This window comes from Rhodococcus sp. NPDC057529 (assembly GCF_042802055.1).
Lineage (GTDB): Bacteria > Actinomycetota > Actinomycetes > Mycobacteriales > Mycobacteriaceae > Rhodococcus_F.
The window spans coordinates 232,786-256,770 of sequence record NZ_JBHVEY010000003.1; the positions used below are offsets into that span (position 1 = coordinate 232,786).

A 23,985-nucleotide genomic window follows, 5' to 3' on the forward strand; every position below is an offset into this window, starting at 1 on the left:
GCGAGTACAACCAGGTTCGCCGGAAGGAACTGACCAATGAATGACACGCGCCTCCCCGTCACCGTGCTGTCCGGATTTCTCGGTGCAGGAAAAACGACACTCCTGAACCAGATCCTGCGCAACCGCGAAGGCAGGCGCGTCGCGGTGATCGTCAACGACATGAGCGAGATCAACATCGACAGTGCCGAGGTCGAACGAGAGATCTCGCTGAGCCGATCGCAGGAAAAGCTCGTCGAGATGACCAACGGTTGCATCTGCTGCACGTTGCGGGAGGATCTCCTCGACGAGATCAGAACCCTGGCCGCCGACGGACGATTCGACTACCTCCTGATCGAATCGTCCGGCATCTCCGAGCCCCTGCCCGTCGCCGAGACCTTCACGTTCATCGACACCGACGGGCACGCGCTGGCCGACATCGCGCGGTTGGACACCATGGTGACCGTCGTCGACGGCCACAGTTTTCTCCGGGACTACCGGTCCGGCGGTCCCGTCGAGGCCGACGCTCCCGAGGACGAACGCGACATCTCCGATCTTCTGGTCGATCAGATCGAGTTCGCCGACGTGGTCCTGATCAGCAAGGCCGACCTCGTCTCCGCCGAGCACCTCACCGAACTGACCGCGCTGATTCGATCGCTGAACAAGACCGCGGACATCCACGCGATATCTCACGGACAGGTCCCACTCGACGCCATCATGGATACCGGCCTGTTCTCGTTCGACAGGGCAGCCCAGGCACCCGGCTGGCTGCAGGAACTCCAGGGAGAGCACACTCCTGAGACCGAGGAATACGGAATCGGTTCGGTCGTCTACCGCGAACGCGCCCCCTTCCACCCGGGGCGATTACACGAGTTCCTCACCGGTGAATGGACGAACGGCAGACTTCTCCGCGCCAAGGGCTACTACTGGAATGCCGGCCGGTTCACCGAGATCGGCAGCATCTCCCAAGCCGGTCACGTGATCCGGCACGGGTACGTCGGCCGGTGGTGGAAGTTCCTCCCCGACAGCTACTGGCCGGAAGACGACTACCGCCGCCAGGGAATTCTCGACAAATGGGAAGAACCGGTCGGTGACTGCCGACAGGAACTCGTCTTCATCGGCCAGGGCATCGACGCCGACACACTTCGGAACGAGCTCGACACGTGTCTTCTCACCACCGAGGAAATCGACGCCGGCCCCGACACGTGGTCGGGGTGGCCCGACCCCCTCGGCGCCGGTCACTCCGATCACGTGACCAGCCAGGTAGCCCAGACGAGCACCATCTGATCCTGTGACCTGCGGCACTGGTCAACTCTGCCCAATGTGAGTTCTGGTTTGGGCAAACTTTGCCAATGTCCGAACGTGATCGCCCTCATAGCGTGGGCTGCGTTGGAGTTCCGATCGCCACAAGCTGATCTCGACTACCCCGCAAGCCACGTATAGAGGAGATGTCAATGCCCGAAGCAATCGAGGTCCGCAAGGTTCCCCTGCACAGTGTGTCCGACGCCGGCGAGCTGGCCAAGCTCATCGACGACGGTGTGCTCGAAGCGGACCGCGTCGTTGCAGTCATCGGCAAGACCGAGGGCAACGGCGGCGTCAACGACTACACGCGCATCATCGCGGATCGGGCTTTCCGTGAGGTCCTCTCTGCCAAGGGCAGCCGAAGCGCGGACGAGGTGGCGGGGGTGCCCATCGTCTGGTCCGGCGGCACCGACGGTGTGATCAGCCCGCACGCAACGATCTTCGCAACGGTGCCTGCGGAGAAGGCGGTGAAGTCCGACGAGCCGCGACTGACCGTCGGTGTCGCGATGAGTGAGCAGCTTCTCCCCGAAGACATCGGTCGCACGGCGATGATCACCAAGGTGGCAGCGGCGGTGAAGATGGCGATGGACAATGCCGGCATCACCGACCCCGCCGACGTGCACTACGTGCAGACGAAGACGCCGTTGCTGACGATCCACACCATCCGGGACGCCAAGAGCCGCGGCGAGACGGTGTGGACCGAGCACACGCACGAGTCGATGGACCTGTCGAACGGTGTTACGGCACTGGGGATCGCCGTCGCTCTCGGCGAGATCGACATGCCCGACGATGCGGACGTCATGCACAGCCGGGACCTCTACTCGTCGGTCGCATCCTGCTCCTCGGGTGTCGAGTTGGACCGGGCTCAGATCGTGGTGGTGGGCAATGCGCGCGGTGTCGGCGGCCGCTACCGCATCGGGCACAGCGTGATGACGGATCCGCTCGATCAGGACGGCATCTGGTCGGCGATCCGGGACGCGGGACTCGAACTGCCCGAGCGGCCCCACACGAGCGACCTGGACGGCCGGCTCGTCAATGTCTTCCTCAAGTGTGAGGCGAGTCAGGACGGGACGGTGCGCGGCCGCCGCAACGCGATGCTCGACGACTCGGACGTCCACTGGCACCGCCAGATCAAGTCGTGCGTAGGCGGTGTCGCGGCGTCGGTCACCGGTGACCCGGCGGTGTTCGTGTCCGTGTCGGCCGCGCACCAGGGCCCGGAGGGTGGCGGACCCGTCGCCGCCATCGTCGACCTCGGTCAATAGTTCCTGGTCGCACCGTGAACGAGGGTGCGTGGCCGCCACCGGGCCGCCGCGCACCCTCGATCGCCGGCAATCGCATCCGAAACCGTGGAGAGCTTCACAAGTGTCACACGTCATCGATCCCGTCGACGCAGGTGATTCGCCCCTGACTGACGTCGAACCCTTCGGCGGGCCAGAAGGATACGACAATCTCGTCATGTGTGACGCGCTCACGCTCAGCGGTTTGATCAAGAGCCGCGAGGTGTCGTGCGCCGACGTCATGACCGCCTATCTCGACCACATCGAACGGCACAATCGAAGTGTCAACGCCATCGTTGCCCTGCGGGGCCGGGACGAGTTGCTGGCCGAGGCGCGCGAACGGGACCATCAGCTCGCCGACGGGCACTACCTCGGCTGGATGCACGGATTCCCGCACGCCGTCAAGGATCTCTCCGCGGCCGAGGGGCTTCCGTTCACGTCCGGATCACCCATCTTCGCCGACCGGATCGCCGACGCGGACGACCTGTTCGTCGCGCGGATCAAGGCAGCGGGTGCCATTGTCATCGGCAAGACGAACACGCCCGAATTCGGACTCGGGTCCCAGACGTACAACCCGGTGTACGGTACGACGGCGACACCGTACGACACGTCACGCACCGCAGGTGGAAGCAGCGGCGGTGCCGCCGCGGCCCTGGCATTGCGGATGGTCCCGGTTGCCGACGGCAGCGACTACATGGGTTCACTGCGAAATCCGCCGGCCTTCAACAATGTCGTGGGATTTCGTCCCTCCTGGGGACGCATCCCGGAGGCAGGCTTCATCGCTCAGGGCGCGGTGGTCGGCCCGATGGGACGGTCGGTGGCCGATGTGGCGCAGCTCCTGTCGACGATGGCAGGGCCCGACGCCGGTGCCCCGCTCGGCATCGGCGAGGACCCCGAGGTCTTCACGCGGAACCTCGAGCGGGACTTCCGCGGAACGCGGATCGCATGGGTGGGCGACTGGGGCGGGTACCTGGCGACCGAACCCGGGGTTCTCGAGCTGTGCGAGTCCTCGTTCGGCGCATTCCGGAACATCGGCTGCCACGTCGAGGCGGCGTTCCCCGACTACAAGCCCGAAGACATCTGGCAGCTCTTTCTGAGATGGCGCTGGTGGGCCCAGCTCGGCCTGGTCGACCTCTACGACGACCCGCAGACACGCGAGCAGATGAAGCCCGAATTCGTGTGGGAGATGGAACACGGAATCGCGCTGTCCGCGCTCGACGTCACCAAGGCCGCGGCGGCCCGCAACGAGTGGCAGGCCGCCCTCACGAAGATGTTCGAAACGTACGACTACATCCTCGCGCCCAGTGCTCAGGTGTTCCCGTTCGACAAGTCCACACACTGGCCCACCGAGATCGCCGGCCGGCCCATGGACACCTACCACCGGTGGATGGAGACCGTCGCACCGTGGACGATGACGAGCCTCCCGGTCGCCGCGATGCCGGTCGGTTTCGACGGCCGTGGGCTCCCGATGGGAATTCAGATAATCGGCCGACACGGCGCCGACCGAGCCGTCCTCCAACTCGCCCACGCGTACGAGCAGAAGACGAAGTGGACGCAGCGCGTGCTTCCGCCGGCACTCCTCCCGAGCTGAGCTGCACCCGTGGACGCGGTCGATCTGCCGTCACCAGCCGGATACGCGTTGACGATTCGGGAGGCGTTGACCCTCCCCAGCTTGGCCGGCTCCACGCTCCTCGCGGGGGCGGGCGGACTGGACCAGACCGTTCTGCGAGTCAACGTCATCGAGGTACCGGACATCCTGCCGTGGGTGAAACCCAACGAACTGCTGATCACCACGGGGTTCCCTCTGCGACATGCAGATTCGGGTGAGCCGTTCGACCCCCGCGCGCTGGTCGAACTCGTCGAGGGCCTCGCCCGGTGCCGCGCAGCCGCGCTCGGTGTCAAGGAGGGCCGGTACCTCGGCGATCTCCCTGCCGCGATGCTCGAGGCATCGGACCGTCTCGACATTCCGCTGTTTCTCATCCCGCACGACATCGGTTTCGACGAGGTGATGTCCGAGGTGTTCACACACCTCGTCGATCGGCAGGCGTTCGCCCTCGACGTGGCCGATCGCATGCACCGTGCCTTGACGAAGATCGTCCTCGAAGGTGGCGACCTGCCGCAGATCGCGGACGAGGTCGCCACGCTGTTCGACGCTGCGGTGCTGATCTGCACACCGGACGGGCGGGTCAACGCGTCAGCGGGTTCGCCGGTCAATCTGCAGGCGTTGGAGGACTTGCCGCTGTTCGACCCGTCCGGCCGGCTTCGCACCGAGCGCCTGCACCACGGCCTGCAGGCGGCGCCGGGCACGGAGGCCGGCCAGATCGCCGTTGCGCGGGTTCATGCCGGCGGGACCGATCACGGCGTCATCCTCGCCTTCGTGGGAGACGGCGCATTGGGTCCCGTCACCGTGCAAGCGCTGGAGCGAGCCGCAACCGTGGTCGCGCTGGCGGTGACCAAGCAACTCGCCGTGTCGGCGGTCGAATCAAAGTTTCACGGCGACTTCCTGCGCGACGTACTCAACGGGAATGCCGGTACGGTTGACCAGATTACGGAGCACTGCGCGCAGCTCGAATGGGACGTGAACCGCGCCATGGTGGTCGTTGTCGCGGAGCTCGACCCGGACCCCGCTCGCTCGACCGCCGGCCCCGCGATACGGCCGCCGGGTGCCGGACGGATGCCGCAACAGAGACTCACTGCTGCCTGGAAACAGGTGGTCCGGCGCAGGGACCGGTACGCACCGGTGGTCGGGTTCAGCCACGAGGTGGTGGTGTTGATGCCGGTCGGTGACGACGACGCGAGAATTGTCGTGAACGATCTGATTGCGGCCGTCACCGGTGACCGAGGAGGCGGCAGGCATTCGTTCTGCACCGGCGTGAGCCGGGTCATCGGTTCGGCTGCCGACCTTCCGCAGGCGTACGACCAGGCGCGTAAGGCCGTAACGGTGGGGCGGCGCATGCGCGGGAACGGTTCTGTCGCACACTTCGACAGCCTGGGCGTCCACAGACTGCTCTCCCTGGTCGACGACAGCGCCGAGCTCCGGTCGTTCGCCACCGAGATCCTCGGGTCGCTGGCCGGCGACGCAGACGAGGCGATCGATCTCCGACAGACGATGCAGGCACTCCTGGACACCAACTGCAACGTCGCCGAGACGGCACGCGTCCTGCATTTCCACTACAACACACTGCGTTACCGGATCGGCAAGCTGGAGAGCATCGTCGGCCCGTTCACGACGGATCCCATTCTGCGCCTGGATGTTGCGCTCGCACTGAGGGTAGTGGAGATGGAAGGCTTGTGACCGATCAGGACACCCGGGCATCGGTGGAAAGCTGAGCGCAGCGTGCAGAAACAGCGCCGAGGCAAAGTCCCGCGGATGAAATCGAGGTGCTGGACATCCTGCGGTGGGTGAAGCCCGACGAGCTGTTGATCTCCACGGGGTTCCTTCTGCGGCACGCAGATTCGGTCGAGCCCCTCAATCCCCTTGCGCTGGTCGAACTCGTCGAGGGCCCGCCCGGTGCGGCGCAGCGAAGCGGCCCGGTCGGAGCGTTGTCGGCTCCGGCCGGACCTCGCCGGGACATGCAACAGGTACCCGCTGCGTGAGCCTCGACCGCGCTCGCCACGCAGTGCGCGTCCCGGAAGGACGTGTACTCCGGTCGGGCGGTGCGGTTCCGCGTTGGTGTACTGGGTGATTGGCGTCGCTGATGGCTCCTCGGGCGTATGTCGTATGTGTAATTTTCGACCGAATCGGCGGATTCGGCGATGCGAGGAAATAGTAGATCCGCTGCCCACCCCGATCGCCCGTATGTGACCCACGCCACATACCTTTCTGGGTTGGCCGTACCTGCGGCTCACGGCCGTCGGTCCGTGCTCGCCGATTCACGCGACCCGCATTCGAGTGCGGGCCTTGATTCTGCCGGGGGCGGGCTCGGCGCCTGACCGATCAACTTGATTGACAACGATCTTGGTGTGGGCCCGTGGGCTGGATTGCCGATTGGCGAGTCTGCTTTCGCCTGGGGATCGGTGGGGGAGCCGACCTGGCAGTACGGCCGCGACCACCGATAGCGGCAGGTGGGGGCGCGACGCCCGGCGGTCTCACCGAAAAAGCGCCCCGGTGGTCTGTTTTCGTGTGAGCCGGTGTCGATGCCCGCACAAGTGGGTGCCGGTCCTTTCCGGGGGCGAGGCGCACCGGTGTCGGTGGTAGCGTCGCGCAGGCTGCGTCGGTGCGATCGAAAGATACCGCGCTGCAGCCGCGAACGGCACGGAAGGTGCGACACATGGTTCAACAGCAACGGGCGGCGGTGACCCGGGCACAGATCGTCCGCGGAGCAGCCGAAATGTTCGACAAATCCGGGTTCGAGGGCGCCAGTCTCGTCGAGATACTCGAGGCGGCGGGCATGACGAAGGGGGCGTTGTACTTTCACTTCCGGTCCAAGGAAGATTTGGCCCGGCACATCATCGCCGAGCAGCACCGGATCTCCATCTCCGCGGTGCAGGCGATCGCCGCACAGGAGGCGTCGGCGATCGAGCAGATCGTGATGCTGTGCCACGAGATGGCCAGGCAGATCGTGCACGATCCGATCGTGCGGGCGGGGATCCGCATCACCCTCGAGCTCAGTGCCGACGACCGTGGCCCCGCGGGCCCCTATCTGGATTGGATCAGCGCCTGCCAAGGGTTGGCGGCTCGTGCGGTCGCCGAGGGCGATCTCGTGCACATCATCGATCCGCCGGCGTTCGCGCGGTTCGTCATCGGCGCGTTCACCGGAGTCCAGACCGTGTCCCAGGTCCTGACCTGCCGCGTAGATCTCGAGCAGCGGGTCGACGAGATGTGGGGGTTCCTGTTGCCGGGGATCATGCCGACCACCCGGCAATGCGGGATGATGCGGATCCGGGCGGCCCGCGCCGACGTTCCCGTCACCGGGCCGCCCGACCGTGAGAGTTAGTGCGCTCGGCGTGCCGGGTGCTCCGCAGGAGCGCCGCTGCCGATCTCATCGGGAGATCCGAGTTTGCACCACCCCACCGCGGACCGGACCGCGATGTGGCGTCGTCTCGGTGTGGTCCGGATTCACTCGTTGTGGGTTGACCGCAAACTTCCCGTTGCGGAATTGTTATCTGACCGGTATAAATACACGCATCGTGTGCTGTGTATCACGATTCTCTGAACAATCGAACTGGAGTTACAAAGATGGACCTCGCTTTCTTGGCCGACTTTTTCTCGAACGTCTCCACCCTTCTCGGCGTCCTCGACTTCTTCTCGGGTTCTGCTGGGTCACTCAGCGGCTAGTAGCGCTGGTCAGTAACTGAACTGGCACTGTGGCGGTAGAAGGGGGCTCGCACTTCGCCTGCGTGCCCCCTTCGCTGTACTGGATCTTCCCTCGTGTCTCCGCCGCGTCGGTCCTCGCTGGAAGTCCGGTGAATGTCATTTTCCGCGCGGGTGGTCCAACCGTTCAAGATCATTTTCTGATCTGGACGCTGACCTATCTCGATTCGGTAACTCGAAACTCGCGATCCGAATTGTGTGTGTCGCCGAGTTGGGGGAACACGGGGCTGCCCTGAGCCTGGATGCACCGATCCGGAACGCAGAAGAAGGCCCACTCGCGTCTTCGGCCCGGCGGTTGACGCGGCACCTGCCCGCCCTCGATGCGAAAGAGCAAGTGGAACAGCCCGACACGAGCGTTCGGATGCTCAACCATGCCCACATGCCGACCGTTGCTGCACACCGAAACTCACCCCGACTGGTCAGCGAATCGGTGTATTCGGGCTCGGACCGGGGGAGCAGACACGTCCCGGGACGATGTGAACGAGGTGACATCAGCGGGGTCGGTGAGGGGTTGACGGATTTCGCTGGGGGTGTGCGTGGATCTGCTGTGACCGGACCACCCCCGCGTTCCGCGTCGCCGGGCACACAGGCAACCCGGCGGTTCGTCAGCGGTGTCATCACGAACTGTTACCTTGTCGCGTCGGCTTTGCGAACTGGGTTGGCGCACAACATCGGTCGGTGATCGACTGCGGTGGGGTCGACGGACGTCGAATGGCGGGTTATGACGACGCAGCCGCTCCGGCCGCGCCCGAGGGATGTGGAGGGTGTGGGCGCATGGTTTCGAGCATGTAGTCGAGTTCGGCGATGGTGCGGTGGGGTGGGAGGGTGAGGATCGGCATCTCGGCGCCTGCGGTGTACCAGTGCTGGAGGTGGTCGTGGGCGGTGTCGGGTGTCCCCCAGACGGTGAGCTCGTCGAGCAGAACATGGGCTGCGGCCGGCACGTCGGTGGTGTCGTGGGTCGGGTTGGCGGCGAGCACGGCCTCGACCTGGTGGTGGTACCCCCGTTCGCTCAGCGAGCGGCGGTAGAGCGAGCCCATGCTGGTGATGTAGAAGGTGATCCACCAGGACGCGATCTCGCGGGCCGTTGCCTGATCGGCCGCGACGGCGGTGGGGACGGCCGGACCCACCACGGGGCGTGTGGTGCGGCCGGATCGGGCGCCCGCCTTCTCGAGCACGTCGATTCCGCAGGGCAGCCACGACCGCGGCACCAGGAAGGGCGTCCAGCCGTCCGCCAGTTCGCCGGCGAGTTGGATGGATTTGTCGCCGAGTCCGGCGAGGTGGATCGGCAGGCCGGTGCGCGCGGCGACACCCAGCCGTAGGGGCCGGTGGTCGTGGGTTGCCGTCGGGCGGACCCGCTCGCCGTCGAGCAGTCGACGAACCTGTGCGGTGACCGCGCGCAGCTTGGCCACCGGCGCGGTGAACGATTGGTCGTGCAGGCCTTCGACGAGCTGTGGACTGCTTGCACCCAAGCCGAGGACGAAACGGCCGTGTGAGACCTCATCGAGGCTGGCGGCGAGCATCGCGAGGGTGCCGGCGGTGCGGCCCCAGACGCTGAGCACACCGGTACCGATGGTGATTCGTTCGGTCTTGGTGGCGATTTCGGTGAGCAGGACGGCGGCATCCTGGCTCCACCCTTCCGCGAGGAAGAACCCGTCATAGCCGAGATCTTCGGTGCGGCGAGCGACGTGCAGTATCACCTCACGGCGCGTTTCGAGTGGCGTCAGGCAGATGCCGAGGCCGCGCCGGGTAGCGCTGACGCCGGAGGCGACGGTGTCGGTGGTGTGGGTACTCATGGGCGGGTTGCCGTCCGTTCTGGTGTCGGTTCTCGCCTGGACAGGCGCGTGCGCACCGCGAGGCGGGCGCGGTCGAGACAGCGTGTGTCGGCGAAGAGGTGGAAATATGAGTTGGCTGCCAGCAGTGCGCCTTCCAGCTCGAACGCGAGCTGTTCCGGATCGGTGTCGGTGCCCAACTCGCCGGATTGCTGCGCCTCGCGTGCCGCCTGCACGAGGGTTCCCATCCACTGGCGCTGGCACTCGATGACGGCGTCACGGACCGGGCCGGGCGTCTTGCCGTCGAACTCGGCCATCGCGGCGGCGAAGAAGCATCCGCCCGGAAAGACGCCCCGTTCGACATACGACAGGAACGACTCACAGAGGGCGGTGAGGCGGTGCATGCCCGGACCGGACCCGAGCGCCGGCGTGATGACCTCACGCACGTACCGCTGCCGCGCGACCTCGATGGTGGCCAACTGGAGGTCTTGCTTGGACCCGAAGTGGGCGAACAGCCCACTCTTGCTCATCCCGGTCAGGCTCGCGAGGTGCCCGATGGTGAGTCCGTCCAGACCGTTGATCGATGCGACGTCGGCGGCCGCGTCCAGCACGGTCTCTCGCGTCTTGGCCCCTGGGGTCGTGTTCCGTTTCTGTGCCACGCACTCACCCTAGTACAGCACGAACGATCGTGCTATCTTTGATTTGGGTTCGGCATTCGAAACCGGCCCGAAGGAGAAGGCCCGATGTTCGACGTGATCGTGGTGGGCGCCCGGTGCGCGGGCGCGTCGTTGGCGATGCTTCTGGCACGCGGCGGGCACCGTGTCGCGGTCCTCGATCGAGCGTCGTTTCCCAGCGACACCATGTCCACCCATTTCCTGTGGCAACGCGGCGCGTCCCGACTGCGGGAGTGGGGGTTGCTCGACCGGTTGCACGCCCGCGGCTGCGCGCCGATCGAGCAGATCACCTTCGACGTCGGCCCGGTCCAGATGTCGGGTATCGGGCCGGGCGTCGAAGGACAGACCGCCGTGTACTGCCCGCGGCGGACCGTTCTCGACACGGTGCTGGTCGAGTCGGCCGTCGAGGCGGGCGCCGAACTGATCGACGGCGTCGTCGTCGACGACGTGGTGTGGACGGAGGGTCGGGTATCGGGGGTGCGCGGCCGTCGCAGGGGTGGCGGCGGCTCGGTGTCGTTGCGGGCACCTCTGGTCGTCGGGGCCGACGGTCTGCACTCGACCGTCGCGCGGCGAGTCGCTGCTCGTGTCTACAACCACCATCCGCCGCTGACGTGCGTGTACTACTCCTATTGGAGTGGCCTCGGCGATCTGCGCGCGTCGTTCCACGCCCGCACCGGCCAGCTGATCCTGGTCTGGCCCACCAACGACGGACTGACCTGCATCTACGTCGGGTGGCCCCGCCGGGAATTTGCGCGCGTCCGCACAGACCTCGACCGCAGCTTTCACACCGCTCTCGATCTGGTGCCGGGACTGCGTGACGCGGTCGCCTCCGGCCATCGCGAACACCGTTTCGTCGGCACCGCCGACCTACCCAACCAGTACCGAACATCGGCCGGACCGGGCTGGGCGCTGCTCGGCGATGCCGGCCACCACAAGGACCCGTCCACGGGGATGGGCATCTCCGATGCATTTCTCAGCGCCGAGCTGCTCGCTCAGGCCATCGACAGCGCGCGCGCCGGCCGTCGCGTCGACGACGCACTCGGCGACTACCAACGTCAGCGCGACCAGCTCACCGCCAACGGCTTCGAACTAGCCCTCAGCACGGCCCGCCTCGCCCCGCTCTCGAACGGACTGCAGGCGTTCTACCGAGCAGCCGCGTCCCGACCAGAGGTAGTCGAGCGGATCTTCGGTGTCCTCGGCGGATCGGTGCCCATCCGAGACGTCTACTCTGCGCCGCGCATCGCGTCGGTACTCGCACACGCTGACGCGTAGACGCCCATCTATTTCTCGCGTCGTCGACGGCCCAGCGCCGACGGACGAGATGGCGACACGGAAAGCAAGGCACACGGAGCCGCCGAGGTCGATACCCGCGATAACACGTTGGACTGGCAAACCTGACCGGGTTGGTCCAGATAACGGTGGTCGCCTTCCTCTCGGTGCAACGTGCGCTCGTGACGGCCGGCTCACCGCGGGACACAGCGGCGGCCATGTCGTCCAGTCGCAGTGAGCCATCGGCTTCCGGACGGTGCCGACCGCTGCCGTCCTATTGCGCCGGGTGTCGATCTCGTCCCGGTGAGTGGTTCGTTTTTGGGATGGTTCGTGTTGCGCGATTGTGTCTCGTTGTCGGTTGTCGTCCCGCTTGAATGGATCGCATGGCACATCTTCAGGGCTTAGGAGATGCTCCGCACAGCATGCTGCTGGATGCCTGTGATACGACCAGACGCCCTCACCATCTCTGAGCCACCCGGGGTCGTCGGGATCCGGCCGGAGCCGAGGGCAAAAGGAGCGTGGAAAACATGAGCGACACGAAGCCGAACATCGTGTTCTTCTTCTGGGACAACTTCGGGTGGGGTGAGCTCGGCTGCTACGGGGGCGGGATTCTCCGCGGTGCGCCGACACCGCGGATCGACCAACTCGCGGCCGAAGGTCAGCGCCTGCTCAACTTCAACGTCGAGGCGCAGTGCACGCCGAGCCGTTCGGCGCTGCTGACCGGCCGTCACCCGCTGCGCTCGGGCACGCAGACGGTACCCATCACCGGCGGCCCGGATGGATTGACTCAATGGGAGACGACGATCGCGCAGGCGCTCTCCGATGTCGGGTATGCAACCGGCATGTGGGGTAAGTGGCACCTGGGCAGCGATCCCGAATCGCGTGGCCCGATCAACTTCGGGTTCGACGAGGCCGTGTGGAGCCCGCGCACCGCCGACGAGGTTCTGTGGACGATGCAGTCGTACTTCCCCGATGGACCGGTGACCGCCACCCCGTACGCCGGCGACACGCCGATCCGCCTCGAGCCCGAGCTGATCTACTCCCGGAAGAAGGGCGAGCAGCCCGAGGCGATCGCCATCTACGACGCCGGCTTCCGTGCCCGGTTCGACCGCAAGATCACCGAGTGGGCGATCGATTTCATGAGCAGATCCAAGAATGAAGGCAAGCCGTTCTACCTGTACCTGCCGTATACGCAGGTCCACATCCCGACGATTCCCGATCCCGAGTACGCCGGGACGAGCAAACACGGAAATTGGGCCGACCTGCTCACGCAGATGGACGACTTCACCGGCATGATCCTGGACAAGCTCGACGAGTTGGGGCTCATGGAAGACACGATCGTGGTGTGGGCGTCCGACAACGGTGCCGATCCCAACTACCGGATGCCCGCGATCGACCCCGACCCGGTGGGTGGGCAATGGAAGGGCTGCTCCGGACCGTGGCGGGGTGGGTATTTCACCTCGCTCGAAGGCTCCAACCGAACGCCGTGCATCGTCCGGTGGCCGGGAAGGATCCCCGCCGGGAAGGTCAGCAACGAGCTGGTCCATCAGGTGGATTGGTTCACCACTCTGCTGCTGGCGGCCGGCGCGGCGGTCCCCGACGACCGCCAGATCGACGGGATGGACATGCGGGAGTTCCTCCTCGGAGACTCCGGGGTGTCCGGCCGGGACACCGTCCTGTGCATCCAGGGCAACCGGCTGCAGGCCGTGAAGTGGCGGCAGTGGAAGGCGCACCTGTTCCAACAGGACGAGTTCCTGTCCACCTGGACGCCGTACAACATGCCGCACCTCCACAACCTCGAATGGGATCCGCGAGAGGAGAACGAGGTCGACTTCCCGCACGGCTGGGTCCTGCACCCGATGGCTGCCGCGGTGGGCGCGTTCCTCGGGACGCTCGCGGTGGAGCCTCCGATCAAGCCGGGAACACCCGATCCGTATGTGCCGCCCCGGCCGGGCGAGATGCGACCCGAGGAGCACCTCCAGCTCGGCGTCATCACCCAGTTCGTGACCACCCTCGTGCGGTCGCACGAGGAGTTGCCGCAACCACACAGCGGGCTCGATCACCAGAGCGGGTGATCGACGGATCCAACACCGGATCGGTGCGGCCACGGCGGCTGGTGCCGGCTCCTCCCGACGCAATGCACCGCCCACAGGATCCCCGCTTCCCCCTTCCTTCGATTGCGCGACGGACTCCGACACGGTGTTTCTCGCGCGTTGCACCGTGAGCGCCGGGACAGGCTCACCCGGGGTGCTTATGCTCGATCTCGGGAGTTCCGCCGAGCGAAGAGGTGCATCAGCATGGCCCGAAACAGCGGCAACCGGCCGGTCGATGGCCCAGCGTTGACGGTCGGTGTCCGGGTGCTGGTCCGCAGAAGTGCCGGGGCCGACCTCACCGGTGAAGTGGTCGAGGACTACGCGGCGGTGACCGACCCGGGCGGCGGTGGGCACGCCTGGGCGCCGGTGCATCGGTGGGCGGTCGCGCTCGACGACGGGCGGCTGGTCTTCGTCGACACCGAAGACCTGACCATCGATCCGGGCTTCCCCCGCCCCGCCCCGAATTCGAACCCGGATTCGGCCGCGCGGACACCAGGTCGGCACCGGGCAGAGTAACGGGCACATCGCGCCCGCGGACCCCCGGGGATGTGGGGGGGTGGGGACCCGATGCTGTCAGCAAGCATCGACGCGTCGAAGTGCCCGGGGTAAGTGGCGGGGCCCGAGTGGTCGGTCAGCTGCAGTCCCGGCAGATCAGCTGCCCCGAGTCGGCGAGGCGGCTGCGGTGGTGGACGAGGATGCAACTGGTGCAGGTGAATTCGTTCGCCTGGAGTAGCAGTCGATGGGCAGGGCTGCTGCGTCCTCATGCTCTGGGTGTTCGGATCCGCCATGCCAAGGCCTTCGCCGTTCCCACCCCCGTGCGGGCCGGGCGGCGAAAGCATCGGCGATAGTTGCTCAACCGGTGGGAGATCTTGGTGAATGGCTACTGTCGCCGCACCCGGGCACCGGTGGAAAGCTGAGCGCAGCGTGCAGAAACAGCGCCGATGCAAAGTCCCGCGGATGAACTCGTCCTCTCCGTCCACCGCTCTGTGATAGGACAGCAATGAACGCTCTGCTCTACCCAGGCATTGTGCTTCTCATTGTCTCCCACGTGCTGATCCCCCCGTCCCTTCTGCGTGTCCACACCGGAACCAGTCACCTTCTGAGCTGGAATGTCACCCTGTCGGTGGCGGGTGCGGCGACGATGCTGGCGAGCGCGCTGACTTCCACGGATGCATCGATGGGGCAGCGTTGGGCCACAGCGCTTGCCGGAGTTCTGTGCGGCGGCGTCCTGGCTGTGACAATCGCGGTGTTGCTCAAACCTCGATCCGCCTGATCGGGCCGCGGCTCCGCTATTCGGCGCGCTCCGCGACGAGTGCGGCGAGGCCGTCGAAGATCCGGGCCAGGCCGAACTCGAGCGCGTCGTCCTGCCCGGAAGACGAACTGGCCGAGGCGAAGGCCGCCGCCGCCTCGGGGTAACGTTCGGCGTTGTCGGTGAGGATTCCCGTCATGATCGCGTTCAGGGCCTTCTCGGGTGTGCCGGTTTCGGCGCCGGGGGCCGTCGACTGCTGAGCGAGGCTGCGGACGTGGCCGGTGATCAGGACGACCGAATCCAGTCGTTCCCCGCCGGTGAGCCCGGTGCCGCTCAGCGCCGAGAGGCCGGTTTCGAGCCAGCCCAGTTCGTTCGGGCCCATCACGCGGGGGCCGACGGCGACGTCGACGACCCACGGATGCCGGCGCAGACCCGCCCACATGCGCAGTGCCCACTCGTGGAGCGCTGCGCGCCAGCCGCCGTCGATCTCGGACAGGTCGGGTGCGGGTCCGAGAGCCGCGTCGAGCATGAGGGCGGTCAGCTCGGCCTTCCCGGGGGTGTAGCGGTACAGCGACATCTTGGTGAACCCGAGGTCCTCCGCGAGGCGCTGCATCGACAGTGTGGCGAGGCCCTCCGCGTCGGCCATGGCGATGGCGGTGGCGACGATCTGCTCGAGGCTCAGCGCCGGCTTCGGACCGCGCTTCGGTCTGTCCGCTGATCCCCAGAGCAGCTCGGCGGTACGGGGCTGGGTGACCATCGTGCGCTCCTCCGGCCGACTCTTGATCCGGAATTGTGTCTACCATACACTGAATTGTATCCGTCAGACGCAATTCATTCTCGGAGGCTCTCATGCCGAACGACACCGTCCTGATCTCGGGTGCCAGTATCGCCGGGCCCGCCCTGGCGTTCTGGCTCGCTCGCAGTGGATACGCCGTCACCGTCATCGAGAAGGCGCCGGCCGTCCGGCTCGGTGGCCAGGCCGTCGACTTCAAGGGCGAGGTGCATCGGCGGGTGCTGGAGAGGATGGGGATTCTCGACGAGGTGCGCCGCAGGCAGACCGGAAAGACCGACCTCCGGATCGTCGACGAACACGACAGGCACCTGGCGACCATGCCCGGTGAATTCATCGGCGGCGACGTCGAGATCCTGCGGGGCGATCTGACCGAGATCCTGTACGAGCGGACCGCGGATTCGTGCGAGTACCTGTTCGGTGACTCCGTCGCCGCGGTCACCGACACGGCGTCCGGTGTCGAGGTTACGTTCGAGAAGTCGCCCGCACGCCGCTTCGATCTGGTGTTCGGCGCGGACGGCATCCATTCGGCCGTGCGCAAACACCGGTTCGGGCCGGAGCAGGACTTCGTCCGATTCCTCGGGTACTACTACGCCGTCGTCGGCACCACGGACGCGGTGACTGCGGCGTCGCCCGACCGGGACCGTGCGACGGGATGGATGTACAACGAACCGGGAAGGATGGCCGTCGTCGGTGGACCGAAGGCTCCCGAATTGTTCGTCTTCGCCTCCGACCCGATCGACTACGACCGCGGCGACATCACCGAGCAGAAGCGACTGCTGGCCGCCGCGTACGCAGGTGCAGGCTGGCGCGTGCCCGGGTTGCTCGCGCACCTGGACGACGCGCCCGACTTCTATCTCGACTCGATCGCGAGGGTCGAGACCGATACCTACACCGCCGGACGCGTCGCCCTACTCGGCGATGCCGCGTACGGAAATACGCTGGGCGGCTTCGGAACCGGACTCGCCCTCGTCGGTGCGTATGTGCTGGCAGGCGAACTCGCCGCCGCGGGTGGCGACCACCGCGTGGCATTCGGGCGCTACAACGAGCAGATGCACCGGTACGCGAAGGTCGCCCGCAAGGCCGGCGCTGGACCGTTTCTCGCGCCGAAGTCGCAGACTCGCATCGGGCTGCGGAATTGGACGTTCAAGTCCAAGGCCCTGTTCGGCCTGATGATGAAGCTGACCGACTCCTTCGCCACCGACATCGACCTGCAGGACTACCCGGCGCTGCGATCAGCTGGGCGTCCCGGCAATGTTGACCATCCATGAGATGCCGAATTGGTCGGTACAGGCGCCGAATTCGTCTCCCCACATCTGCTTTTCGAGGGGAACCGAGACGGAGCCGGCGTCCGAGAGCTTGGCCCAGTACCCACGGAGCAGGTCACCGTCGTCGCCGCTCAGGCTCACCGCGATGTTTGTGCCCGGGTTGTGTTCCATGCCGGGCGGTGTGTCTGAGCCCATGAGCGTGAACCCGTTGTCGGATTCGAGCATGGCGTGCATGATCTTGTCGGCTCCCTCGGCGTCCGGGGAGCCGAACTCACCGAACGTGCTCACCGCCAGGGTGCCACCGAAGACGTCCTTGTAGAACTCCATTGCCTGCCGCGCGTTGCCGTCGAAGCTGATGTAGGGGTTGAGACGAGAGGTCATGGGGCATGCTCCTTCCAGGTGCCGGAACCGACAGGAACGACGGTACAACGACCGACCGACACGATGTGGGGAACGGAAACCTCCGCTCCGCAGCCGATGTTTCAGTGCACCGCGACGGTCGCGAACGCCGCCCACAGGACCGGCGACTGCTCGATCGTCCGTTCGTCCCGCCAGGCGGCGACCCGGTCGCGTTGCCACGCGCAGAGCGCGCCGACCGCGTCGGGCAGTTCGTGCGCCGCGTCGATCGAGCAGATGGCGTCCTGCAGCGGGCGGGCGTGCGGTGCGGCGCCGGCGATGCGCTGGAACGCGAGGTCCGTCGGAAGGGCCCAGCGGCTCGCGGTGACGAGTTCCGCCCCACCGGCGATCATCGCGGAAACCAGTCCGAGGGCCTCGCTGAACCGCAGGTCGCCGCCGCTCTCGCAGGCGATGAGCGCAACCCGGCTCGGGATCGGCCACAGGTCGGCGCCGCGGATCGGTTCGTCGGTGAGCGTGTGCGTTCCCAGCAGGAGGTCCTTCGCGGACAACGGCCGGTGCGCGCGCGTCGGCTCCGCGAACCCGACGGCGTCGGCGGGGCAGGCGAGGTGCAGTTCGGCGTGCTCGCTCTGACCGGATTCGGGTGCCGCCGCGGTGACGTGCCCGACGTACACCAGCCGGCCTGCGCCCTCGCGCAACGCCGCGCCGAGCCACTCCCGGTCGACGTCTTCGCGGCGGAACACGTCCAGCGGTCCGTCCACGGCGGGAAGCAACCGGCCGTCGCCGGCGTACGTTGCGACCCGCTGCGTCAGCGGGCTGTCCGTGGCCATCCGCCCCAGGACGGAACCGAGAACCGAATCGGCGCGGAAGCCCGGCACCCGGGGGTCGAGGACCGCGACGACGGGAAGCCGGCGGCCGTCCGTCCAGGTGCGGACCGGGCGGCCGGGTGAGTGCACGATGCTCAGCGGGGCCAGCAGGCTGACGTCCGCGATGTCGACGAGACGCAGCCCGGCGTCGGGGGCGATCAGTTCCCACGGCACCTGCGCGACCCGGGGTGACGGCTGGATCCGGAGATGGGGGCGCACGCCGCGGGTGAACAGCTCGTGCAACTGCCGGGCGAGGCCGAACGGGAGAAATGTGCGCGAGAGAAGTTGAGCCAGATCGTGTTCGGACTCGTACCGGGAGAATGCGCCCGTCGTCAGTGAACGGTGCAGCCCCTCCGTGTCCGTGAGGTCGGGCAGGGCCCGGGCCAGCGCGGCGACGGCCTCGTCCACCTGCGCGGCGGGGGCGACGCCGACACCGCCGGGGTGGGAGTCGTGGGTCCACCGCCACGACGTGTACAGGTCGCCGGCGTCGGCCATCCGCACGATCGCGGTGGGCTGCTCGGGCGAGGTCGGCGGGTGGGGCAGGTGGGTCGGCACCGCCCCAGCATTCCCTACCCGCCTGGCATCTTCACCGGCAAATGGCTCGGCTCCCCGAGCAACCTCCGACTTCCGGTCGCCTGAACCTCGACGTGGAATATCTGAACTAGTTCTGATGTAATGGTGTGTATGGGTAAGTCGACCGCTACCACCACGTTCTCCGACTTCTTGAGGTCACCGAAGGATGTGCTCGGCGTCCTCGAGGACAACGGTGAGGTGGTGTTGACACGTCGAAACGCGCCGGCTCTGCGGCTGACCCAGGAATCGGCGAGCCGCGCGGAATGGAGCACTCTCGGCGTCGTGGGACAGCTATTCGCCGCCTCTCTCGACGAGGCGGCACTCGATCGTGTCGCTACCCGGCTCGCGGTGGCACTGCCGTGGATCGGGTTGCTGCCGGCGTCGTTGCACGCGGAGTTCATCGCGGAGTTCCAGGACACGGCCCGGGCCTGCATCGCGGTCGCCCGCTTCGACCGGCTCGCGATTCTGCTCGAAGCGTGGAGGGCCACCGCGGAGGCGTATGCCGACCCGCGCCTGACTGCGGACGGTTCCGATCTGGAGCATCTTGACGTCGCCGAGGTGGTCGCGGCGCCGGGCCGCGACGCGTGAGCAAGAAGGGCGGATCGGTCCCTCGTCCGATCAAACGTGCCGAGTGGCAGCTGGTGTTCGTTACACGTGACGCGGAGAAGGGCTGGACGGATCTGTTGGCGACCGCTCGCAATGCGACGGTCGATGCGTGGGACACCCTTACCCGTGAACCTGCAGTGGAGACACCGCGGCTGTATCAGCTCAAAGGTGACTATGCCTACGGCACGCACAACGGGCGGAACTACGCCCGCTACCAGTACAAAGTGACCAATGGTGGGCGTATCTGGTTCTTTCTCGACCCGGCTCCGAAGGGCGGCAAGGTCGCCGGCCGGGTCCTGCTCGAGCGATGCGAGCCCGGCCATCCGAAGGAAACCGAGTAAGCACGACCGCATGTGATTCTGCGGCCGCTGCGGGTCGGCGCTGTGGCTGGTTTCAGCGCCTCGAGTACTCCCCGCGAAGCGACTTACCCACACCGTGCCCGGCACGGTGTGGGTAAGTCGCGTCTGGGGGACCGGAGTCGTGCTTCGTGAGTGCCTCTGACGCAGGGGCGACCGAACTAGCCGACGGTTGCGGCGGCGGAATCCTCGGCAGGCACGCCCGTTCGGATGAGCCGATCGAATGCGCTCAGCGCTGCCGTGGCGCCGGCACCGGCGGCGATGACGATCTGCTTGTACGGCACTGTGGTGCAGTCGCCGGCTGCGAACACGCCGGGGACCGACGTCTGGCCGCGGTCGTCGATCGCGATCTCGCCGCGATCGGACAATTCGACGCTGCCGGCCAGCCACTCGGTGTTGGGCAGGAGACCGATCTGGACGAAGACACCCTCGACGTCGAGCGTGTGCGCGGTATCGGTCGTGCGGTCCTGGTACGCCAGACCGGTGACCTTGTTGCCGTCCCCGACGACCTCCGTCGTGAGCGTGCTCAGGAGGATGTCCGCGTTGGGGAGGCTGCGCAGTTTGCGCTGCAGCACCTCGTCGGCGCGGAGCACCGAGTCGAACTCGATGAGCGTGACGTGCTCGACGAGTCCGGCGAGATCGATCGCGGCCTCCACTCCGGAGTTGCCGCCACCGATCACGGCGACGCGCTTGCCCTTGAACAGCGGTCCGTCGCAGTGCGGGCAGTAGGTAACGCCCTTGTTCCGGTACTGGTCCTCGCCGGGCACGTTCATCGAGCGCCACCGCGCACCCGTCGACAGGATCACGGTCCGCGCGAGAAGGGAAGCACCGCTTTCCAGTTCGATCTCGACGAGACCGTTCTCGGTGGCGGCGGGCACGAGCTTCGCGGCCTTCTGGGTGTTCATGATGTCGACGCCGTACTGGCGGACGTGATTCTCGAGCGCGGACCCGAACTGGGGGCCCTCCGTGTAGGGGACGGAGATGAAGTTCTCGATCGCCATGGTGTCGAGCACCTGACCGCCGAAGCGCTCGGCGGCGATGCCGGTGCGAATTCCCTTGCGCGCGGCGTACACCGCGGCCGCGGCGCCGGACGGGCCGCCACCGACGACGAGCACGTCGAACGGGTCCTTCTGCGCGATCGCGGTGGCGGCGCGGTCGGCGGCACCGACGTCGAGCTTGCCGATGATCTCCTCGAGGCTCATCCGGCCGGAGCCGAAGAGTTCGCCGTTGACGAAGACCGTCGGCACGGCCATGATCTGGCGGCCGTCGACCTCGTCCTGGAACAGGGCGCCGTCGATCGCGACGTGGCTGATGCGCGGATTGAGCACGGACATCAGGTTCAGGGCCTGCACCACGTCGGGGCAGTTCTGGCAGGACAGCGAGAAGTACGTCTCGAAGTGGAAGTCGCCGTCGAGGTTGCGGACCTGCTCGAGCAGTTCGGGGGACTCCTTCGACGGGTAACCGCCGACCTGAAGCAAAGCGAGTGCGAGCGAGGTGAATTCGTGGCCGAGCGGGATCCCGGCGAAGCGGACCTCGGTGTCGGTGCCACTGCGGCGGACGGCGAAGGACGGGCGTCGTGCGTCGTCGTCGCGGCGTTCGTAGGTGACCTTGTCCGACATCGCCGCGATCTCGGTGAGCAGTTCGGCGAGTTCGGTGGACTTGGGACCGTCATCGAGTGAGGAGATGAGCTCGATCGGCAGGGTCAGCCGTTCGAGCAGGGACTTCAGTTGGCCGGCGAGCGAGGCTTCGAGCATGCGGATCTACTCCATCGATCGGGGAGGAAAAGGGATCGGAAACCGGAAACCAGCTGGGCGGTCCGGAAAGTGTTGGTGCGACACCGATTGCCCCTCACGGGAGCGGAGCACCGGGAACCGCGCGCACGGGCTCAGAAGTTCTGAGCCCGTGCCTACGGTCGACTGGGCTACGTCAGATCTTGCCCACGAGATCGAGCGACGGAGCGAGGGTCTCTTCGCCCTCTTCCCACTTGGCGGGGCAGACCTCGCCCGGGTGCGACCGGACGTACTGAGCGGCCTTGACCTTGCGGACCAGCTCGGCGGCGTTGCGGCCGATGCCTTCCGCGGTGACCTCGGTGAACTGGATGACGCCGTCGGGGTCGACGAGGAAGGTGCCGCGATCGGCCAGTCCCTCGTTCTCACGCAGAACCTCGAAGTTCTTGCTGATCTCCTGCGTCGGGTCACCGATCATGGCGTACTTGATCTTGCCGATGGTGTCGGACGATCCGTGCCATGCCTTGTGCGTGAAGTGGGTGTCGGTGGACACCGAGAAGACCTCGACGCCGAGACGCTGCAGTTCCTCGTGGTGATCGGCGAGGTCGCCGAGCTCGGTCGGGCAGACGAAGGTGAAGTCGGCCGGGTAGAAGTAGAAGACAGCCCACTTGTCCTTGATGTCGTCCGCGGAGACGGTGATGAACGCGCCGTCCTTGAAAGCGGACGCCGCGAAGGGCTTGATCTGCGTGTTGATCAGGGCCATTGGAACCTCTATTCGTAAGACTGGAAGCCGACAGCGACGAGGCTATCCAGCAGATTGGAATAGGTCCAATCTATGAGACCTATTCCATAGATTGGATGGGGCTATCAATGGCGGTCGAATCGGACACTTCGCAGGTCAGCGCGGACATTCACCCACGGGGCCCGTGGTGGTCGCCGGTCGTGCGGTGTGACCACCATGACACCCTTCGGCCCTGAATCTCCGCGCAGGGAACGGAAAGCGGGGTCACCAGGCCGGCACCACCCGGCTGTCGCGGACCGCGCGCCCGTAGCGTTCCTCGGCGGCCGCGATCGAGGAGCCCAGCACGATCCGTCCGTCCGACGTCACGGCGAGCCGCGAGGGGAGGGGCACCGGCAGGCCGGCGCCGGCCGCGACTCCGGCCAGCGCGGCGCCGAGCAGGAAGGAGCCGTCGGTGTCTGCGGCGCCGGCCGGGGGAGGGTCGGGCAACTGCAGGGGCAGCCGCGACGCGGTGCCGTGCCCGGCGCGGCCGATGTCCACCGTCGTCCCCGCGCACTGAGCCTCGACGAGATCGGCCACCAACCGGGCGTCGCCGGAGGCGTAGGCGAGACGGAACGCCAATTGCATCGCCGGATCGGCGATCTCGCGGTTCCACTGCTCGCGCTGTCGGCCGTTCGGAAGTGTGTATCGCACGGCGTCGATGGCGATCGCCGCGGGCACGGCGAGCGCGGTGGCCCGTGCCTGCGCCGCATCGTCCGGTGAGCCGGCGGCGGTCGACGCGGATTCGAGGAGGGTCGCGTGCCAGAAGTCGACCTGCGCGCAGTGCAGTCCGAGCCCCAGTCCGCGGTACGTGGCGAACGCGGCGGCGAGCAGTCTCTCGCCCTCGCCCGGTCGGCCTTCGGCGAAGGCGACGGTGGCGAGGCGCGTCTCGACGTCCGCGACGTCGAGCACAGCTCCGGACCCCCGGAAGTAGTCGAGGCTGCGCCGGTAGAGCGCCGACGCGCGTGCGGTGTCGCCGCGGCCCTCGGCGAGAAATGCCAGCACCTTCGATCCGATTCCCGCTCGGTGGCCGATCCCGGCCCGTTCGAAATACGACTGACTCGACAGCAGCAGCGGTTCCGCATCGTCGAGGCGATCCGTGCGAACACGCATGATGCCCAGGTTCTGCTGCGTCTCGGCGACCGCGTTGACGTCGCCCGCCGTCTCGAATGCGGCGAGCGCCTGCCCGGCGAAGTCGTCGGAGAGATCGAAACGCCCGGTCTCGAGATGGATGGCAGCGAGATTCATCAACGGATGGCCCGCGAGTCCCGGCGCGAAACGGACTGCCGCGTCGAGGGACTCGGTGGCCACGTCGGCCGCGTGCGCCCACTGCTGCCGATGCATCGCGACCGCGGTGAGCGACAACAGACACGCGACCCGCAGGTCACCCTGGTCTTCGACGCCGGCCGCGAGCAGTTCCCGCGCCTGCTCGAGCGCGTCCTGCGCGCCGTCGAGATCGCCAACGTGCTGCAGTGCCTGCGACAAGTTGACCAGCGCCGCCGGACGCATCCGGATCGCGTCGGCAGGCATCACCGCGAGGGCCTCCCGGTACAGGTCGACGGCCTTCGCGTGCTCGCCCAGTTCGTCGGACATGCTGGCCGCATTGATGATCGCGCTCGTCCGGAGATCGCCGGTGGCCCCGGCGGCGACCTGCTCGAACGTCCGGAGCGCCTCGGCGACGTCGCCCCGTGAGTAGGCCGCGGCTCCCGCGGCAAGAAGGTCACGGCCCGTCTGGTCGTCCACG

21 protein-coding genes and 1 pseudogene are annotated in these 23,985 nt (G+C 66.9%); 13 read left to right on the forward strand and 9 right to left on the reverse strand.

Annotated features, from left to right (window positions below; all coding sequences use genetic code 11):
- The first annotated feature begins 36 nt into the window (after window positions 1–36).
- From ACFU5V_RS07060 to ACFU5V_RS07085, 6 genes are all read left to right on the forward strand, one after another.
- Window positions 37–1,263: a GTP-binding protein gene (locus tag ACFU5V_RS07060; protein ID WP_378697940.1), complete on the forward strand. Its 1,227-nt coding sequence runs from the start codon at window positions 37–39 to the stop codon at window positions 1,261–1,263.
- Between the two features lie 167 nt (window positions 1,264–1,430).
- On the forward strand, window positions 1,431–2,540 hold the full coding sequence (locus ACFU5V_RS07065) for a ring-opening amidohydrolase (protein ID WP_378697942.1): 1,110 nt from the start codon (window positions 1,431–1,433) through the stop codon (window positions 2,538–2,540).
- A gap of 100 nt (window positions 2,541–2,640) precedes the next feature.
- Complete coding sequence (locus ACFU5V_RS07070; RefSeq protein ID WP_378697944.1) at window positions 2,641–4,146, forward strand: amidase; 1,506 nt, start codon at window positions 2,641–2,643, stop codon at window positions 4,144–4,146.
- Window positions 4,147–4,155: 9 nt separating this feature from the next.
- Window positions 4,156–5,850, forward strand: coding sequence for a PucR family transcriptional regulator (locus tag ACFU5V_RS07075; protein WP_378697946.1), 1,695 nt, complete (start codon window positions 4,156–4,158; stop codon window positions 5,848–5,850).
- Window positions 5,851–5,936: 86 nt separating this feature from the next.
- The gene (locus ACFU5V_RS07080; protein WP_378697948.1) at window positions 5,937–6,152 is read left to right on the forward strand and encodes a hypothetical protein; all 216 of its coding nucleotides are present in this window, start codon (window positions 5,937–5,939) and stop codon (window positions 6,150–6,152) included.
- Between the two features lie 674 nt (window positions 6,153–6,826).
- A complete protein-coding gene (locus ACFU5V_RS07085) occupies window positions 6,827–7,492 on the forward strand; it encodes a ScbR family autoregulator-binding transcription factor (protein ID WP_378429922.1) in 666 nt (221 codons plus the stop codon).
- A gap of 1,096 nt (window positions 7,493–8,588) precedes the next feature.
- Here ACFU5V_RS07085 and ACFU5V_RS07090 read toward each other — a convergent pair.
- A complete protein-coding gene (locus tag ACFU5V_RS07090) occupies window positions 8,589–9,662 on the reverse strand; it encodes an LLM class flavin-dependent oxidoreductase (protein ID WP_378429923.1) in 1,074 nt (357 codons plus the stop codon).
- Window positions 9,659–10,297, reverse strand: a complete 639-nt coding sequence (locus ACFU5V_RS07095; protein ID WP_378697951.1) for a TetR/AcrR family transcriptional regulator — start codon at window positions 10,295–10,297, stop codon at window positions 9,659–9,661. The genes ACFU5V_RS07090 and ACFU5V_RS07095 overlap by 4 nt, the downstream gene beginning before the upstream one ends.
- Before the next feature lie 84 nt (window positions 10,298–10,381).
- On the opposite strand from ACFU5V_RS07095, the gene ACFU5V_RS07100 reads away from it, so the two are divergent.
- From ACFU5V_RS07100 to ACFU5V_RS07110, 3 genes are all read left to right on the forward strand, one after another.
- Window positions 10,382–11,584 (forward strand): NAD(P)/FAD-dependent oxidoreductase, encoded by a 1,203-nt coding sequence (locus tag ACFU5V_RS07100; RefSeq protein ID WP_378697953.1) that lies wholly within the window; start codon window positions 10,382–10,384, stop codon window positions 11,582–11,584.
- A gap of 524 nt (window positions 11,585–12,108) precedes the next feature.
- Window positions 12,109–13,656, forward strand: coding sequence for a sulfatase-like hydrolase/transferase (locus ACFU5V_RS07105; protein WP_378697956.1), 1,548 nt, complete (start codon window positions 12,109–12,111; stop codon window positions 13,654–13,656).
- A 222-nt stretch (window positions 13,657–13,878) separates the two neighbouring features.
- Window positions 13,879–14,190: a hypothetical protein gene (locus ACFU5V_RS07110; RefSeq protein ID WP_378697958.1), complete on the forward strand. Its 312-nt coding sequence runs from the start codon at window positions 13,879–13,881 to the stop codon at window positions 14,188–14,190.
- Between the two features lie 115 nt (window positions 14,191–14,305).
- Here ACFU5V_RS07110 and ACFU5V_RS07115 read toward each other — a convergent pair.
- Window positions 14,306–14,401, reverse strand: a pseudogene (locus tag ACFU5V_RS07115) (DUF4193 family protein); the annotation flags it as partial.
- Between the two features lie 273 nt (window positions 14,402–14,674).
- Between ACFU5V_RS07115 and ACFU5V_RS07120 the strand changes: the two are divergent.
- Entirely contained in the window at window positions 14,675–14,947 is a 273-nt protein-coding gene (locus ACFU5V_RS07120; RefSeq protein ID WP_378697960.1) for a hypothetical protein, read from the forward strand.
- Between the two features lie 16 nt (window positions 14,948–14,963).
- On the opposite strand, the gene ACFU5V_RS07125 is transcribed toward ACFU5V_RS07120, so the two are convergent.
- Complete coding sequence (locus ACFU5V_RS07125; RefSeq protein WP_378697962.1) at window positions 14,964–15,680, reverse strand: TetR/AcrR family transcriptional regulator; 717 nt, start codon at window positions 15,678–15,680, stop codon at window positions 14,964–14,966.
- Window positions 15,681–15,772: 92 nt separating this feature from the next.
- On the opposite strand from ACFU5V_RS07125, the gene ACFU5V_RS07130 reads away from it, so the two are divergent.
- Entirely contained in the window at window positions 15,773–16,984 is a 1,212-nt protein-coding gene (locus ACFU5V_RS07130; protein WP_378697965.1) for an FAD-dependent monooxygenase, read from the forward strand.
- Here the strand turns inward: ACFU5V_RS07130 and ACFU5V_RS07135 are convergent.
- Together ACFU5V_RS07135 and ACFU5V_RS07140 are read right to left on the reverse strand one after the other, a co-directional pair.
- Complete coding sequence (locus tag ACFU5V_RS07135; RefSeq protein ID WP_378697967.1) at window positions 16,949–17,362, reverse strand: VOC family protein; 414 nt, start codon at window positions 17,360–17,362, stop codon at window positions 16,949–16,951. The two genes, ACFU5V_RS07130 and ACFU5V_RS07135, sit on opposite strands and share 36 nt — an antisense overlap.
- 101 nt (window positions 17,363–17,463) lie before the next feature.
- The gene (locus tag ACFU5V_RS07140) at window positions 17,464–18,756 is read right to left on the reverse strand and encodes a CHAT domain-containing protein (RefSeq protein WP_378697969.1); all 1,293 of its coding nucleotides are present in this window, start codon (window positions 18,754–18,756) and stop codon (window positions 17,464–17,466) included.
- A 129-nt stretch (window positions 18,757–18,885) separates the two neighbouring features.
- On the opposite strand from ACFU5V_RS07140, the gene ACFU5V_RS07145 reads away from it, so the two are divergent.
- A complete protein-coding gene (locus ACFU5V_RS07145; protein ID WP_378697971.1) occupies window positions 18,886–19,362 on the forward strand; it encodes a hypothetical protein in 477 nt (158 codons plus the stop codon).
- Window positions 19,359–19,721 carry a hypothetical protein gene (locus ACFU5V_RS07150; RefSeq protein ID WP_378697973.1) on the forward strand — a complete coding sequence of 121 codons (363 nt, stop codon included), beginning with the start codon at window positions 19,359–19,361 and terminating at the stop codon, window positions 19,719–19,721. The genes ACFU5V_RS07145 and ACFU5V_RS07150 overlap by 4 nt, the downstream gene beginning before the upstream one ends.
- A gap of 176 nt (window positions 19,722–19,897) precedes the next feature.
- Here ACFU5V_RS07150 and ahpF read toward each other — a convergent pair whose 3' ends face one another.
- From ahpF to ACFU5V_RS07165, 3 genes are all read right to left on the reverse strand, one after another.
- The gene (gene ahpF, locus ACFU5V_RS07155; RefSeq protein WP_378697975.1) at window positions 19,898–21,490 is read right to left on the reverse strand and encodes an alkyl hydroperoxide reductase subunit F; all 1,593 of its coding nucleotides are present in this window, start codon (window positions 21,488–21,490) and stop codon (window positions 19,898–19,900) included.
- 172 nt (window positions 21,491–21,662) lie between these two features.
- Complete coding sequence (gene ahpC / locus ACFU5V_RS07160; RefSeq protein WP_072944388.1) at window positions 21,663–22,226, reverse strand: alkyl hydroperoxide reductase subunit C; 564 nt, start codon at window positions 22,224–22,226, stop codon at window positions 21,663–21,665.
- Window positions 22,227–22,469: 243 nt separating this feature from the next.
- Complete coding sequence (locus ACFU5V_RS07165) at window positions 22,470–23,984, reverse strand: tetratricopeptide repeat protein (RefSeq protein ID WP_378697977.1); 1,515 nt, start codon at window positions 23,982–23,984, stop codon at window positions 22,470–22,472.
- Window position 23,985: the final 1 nt, after the last annotated feature.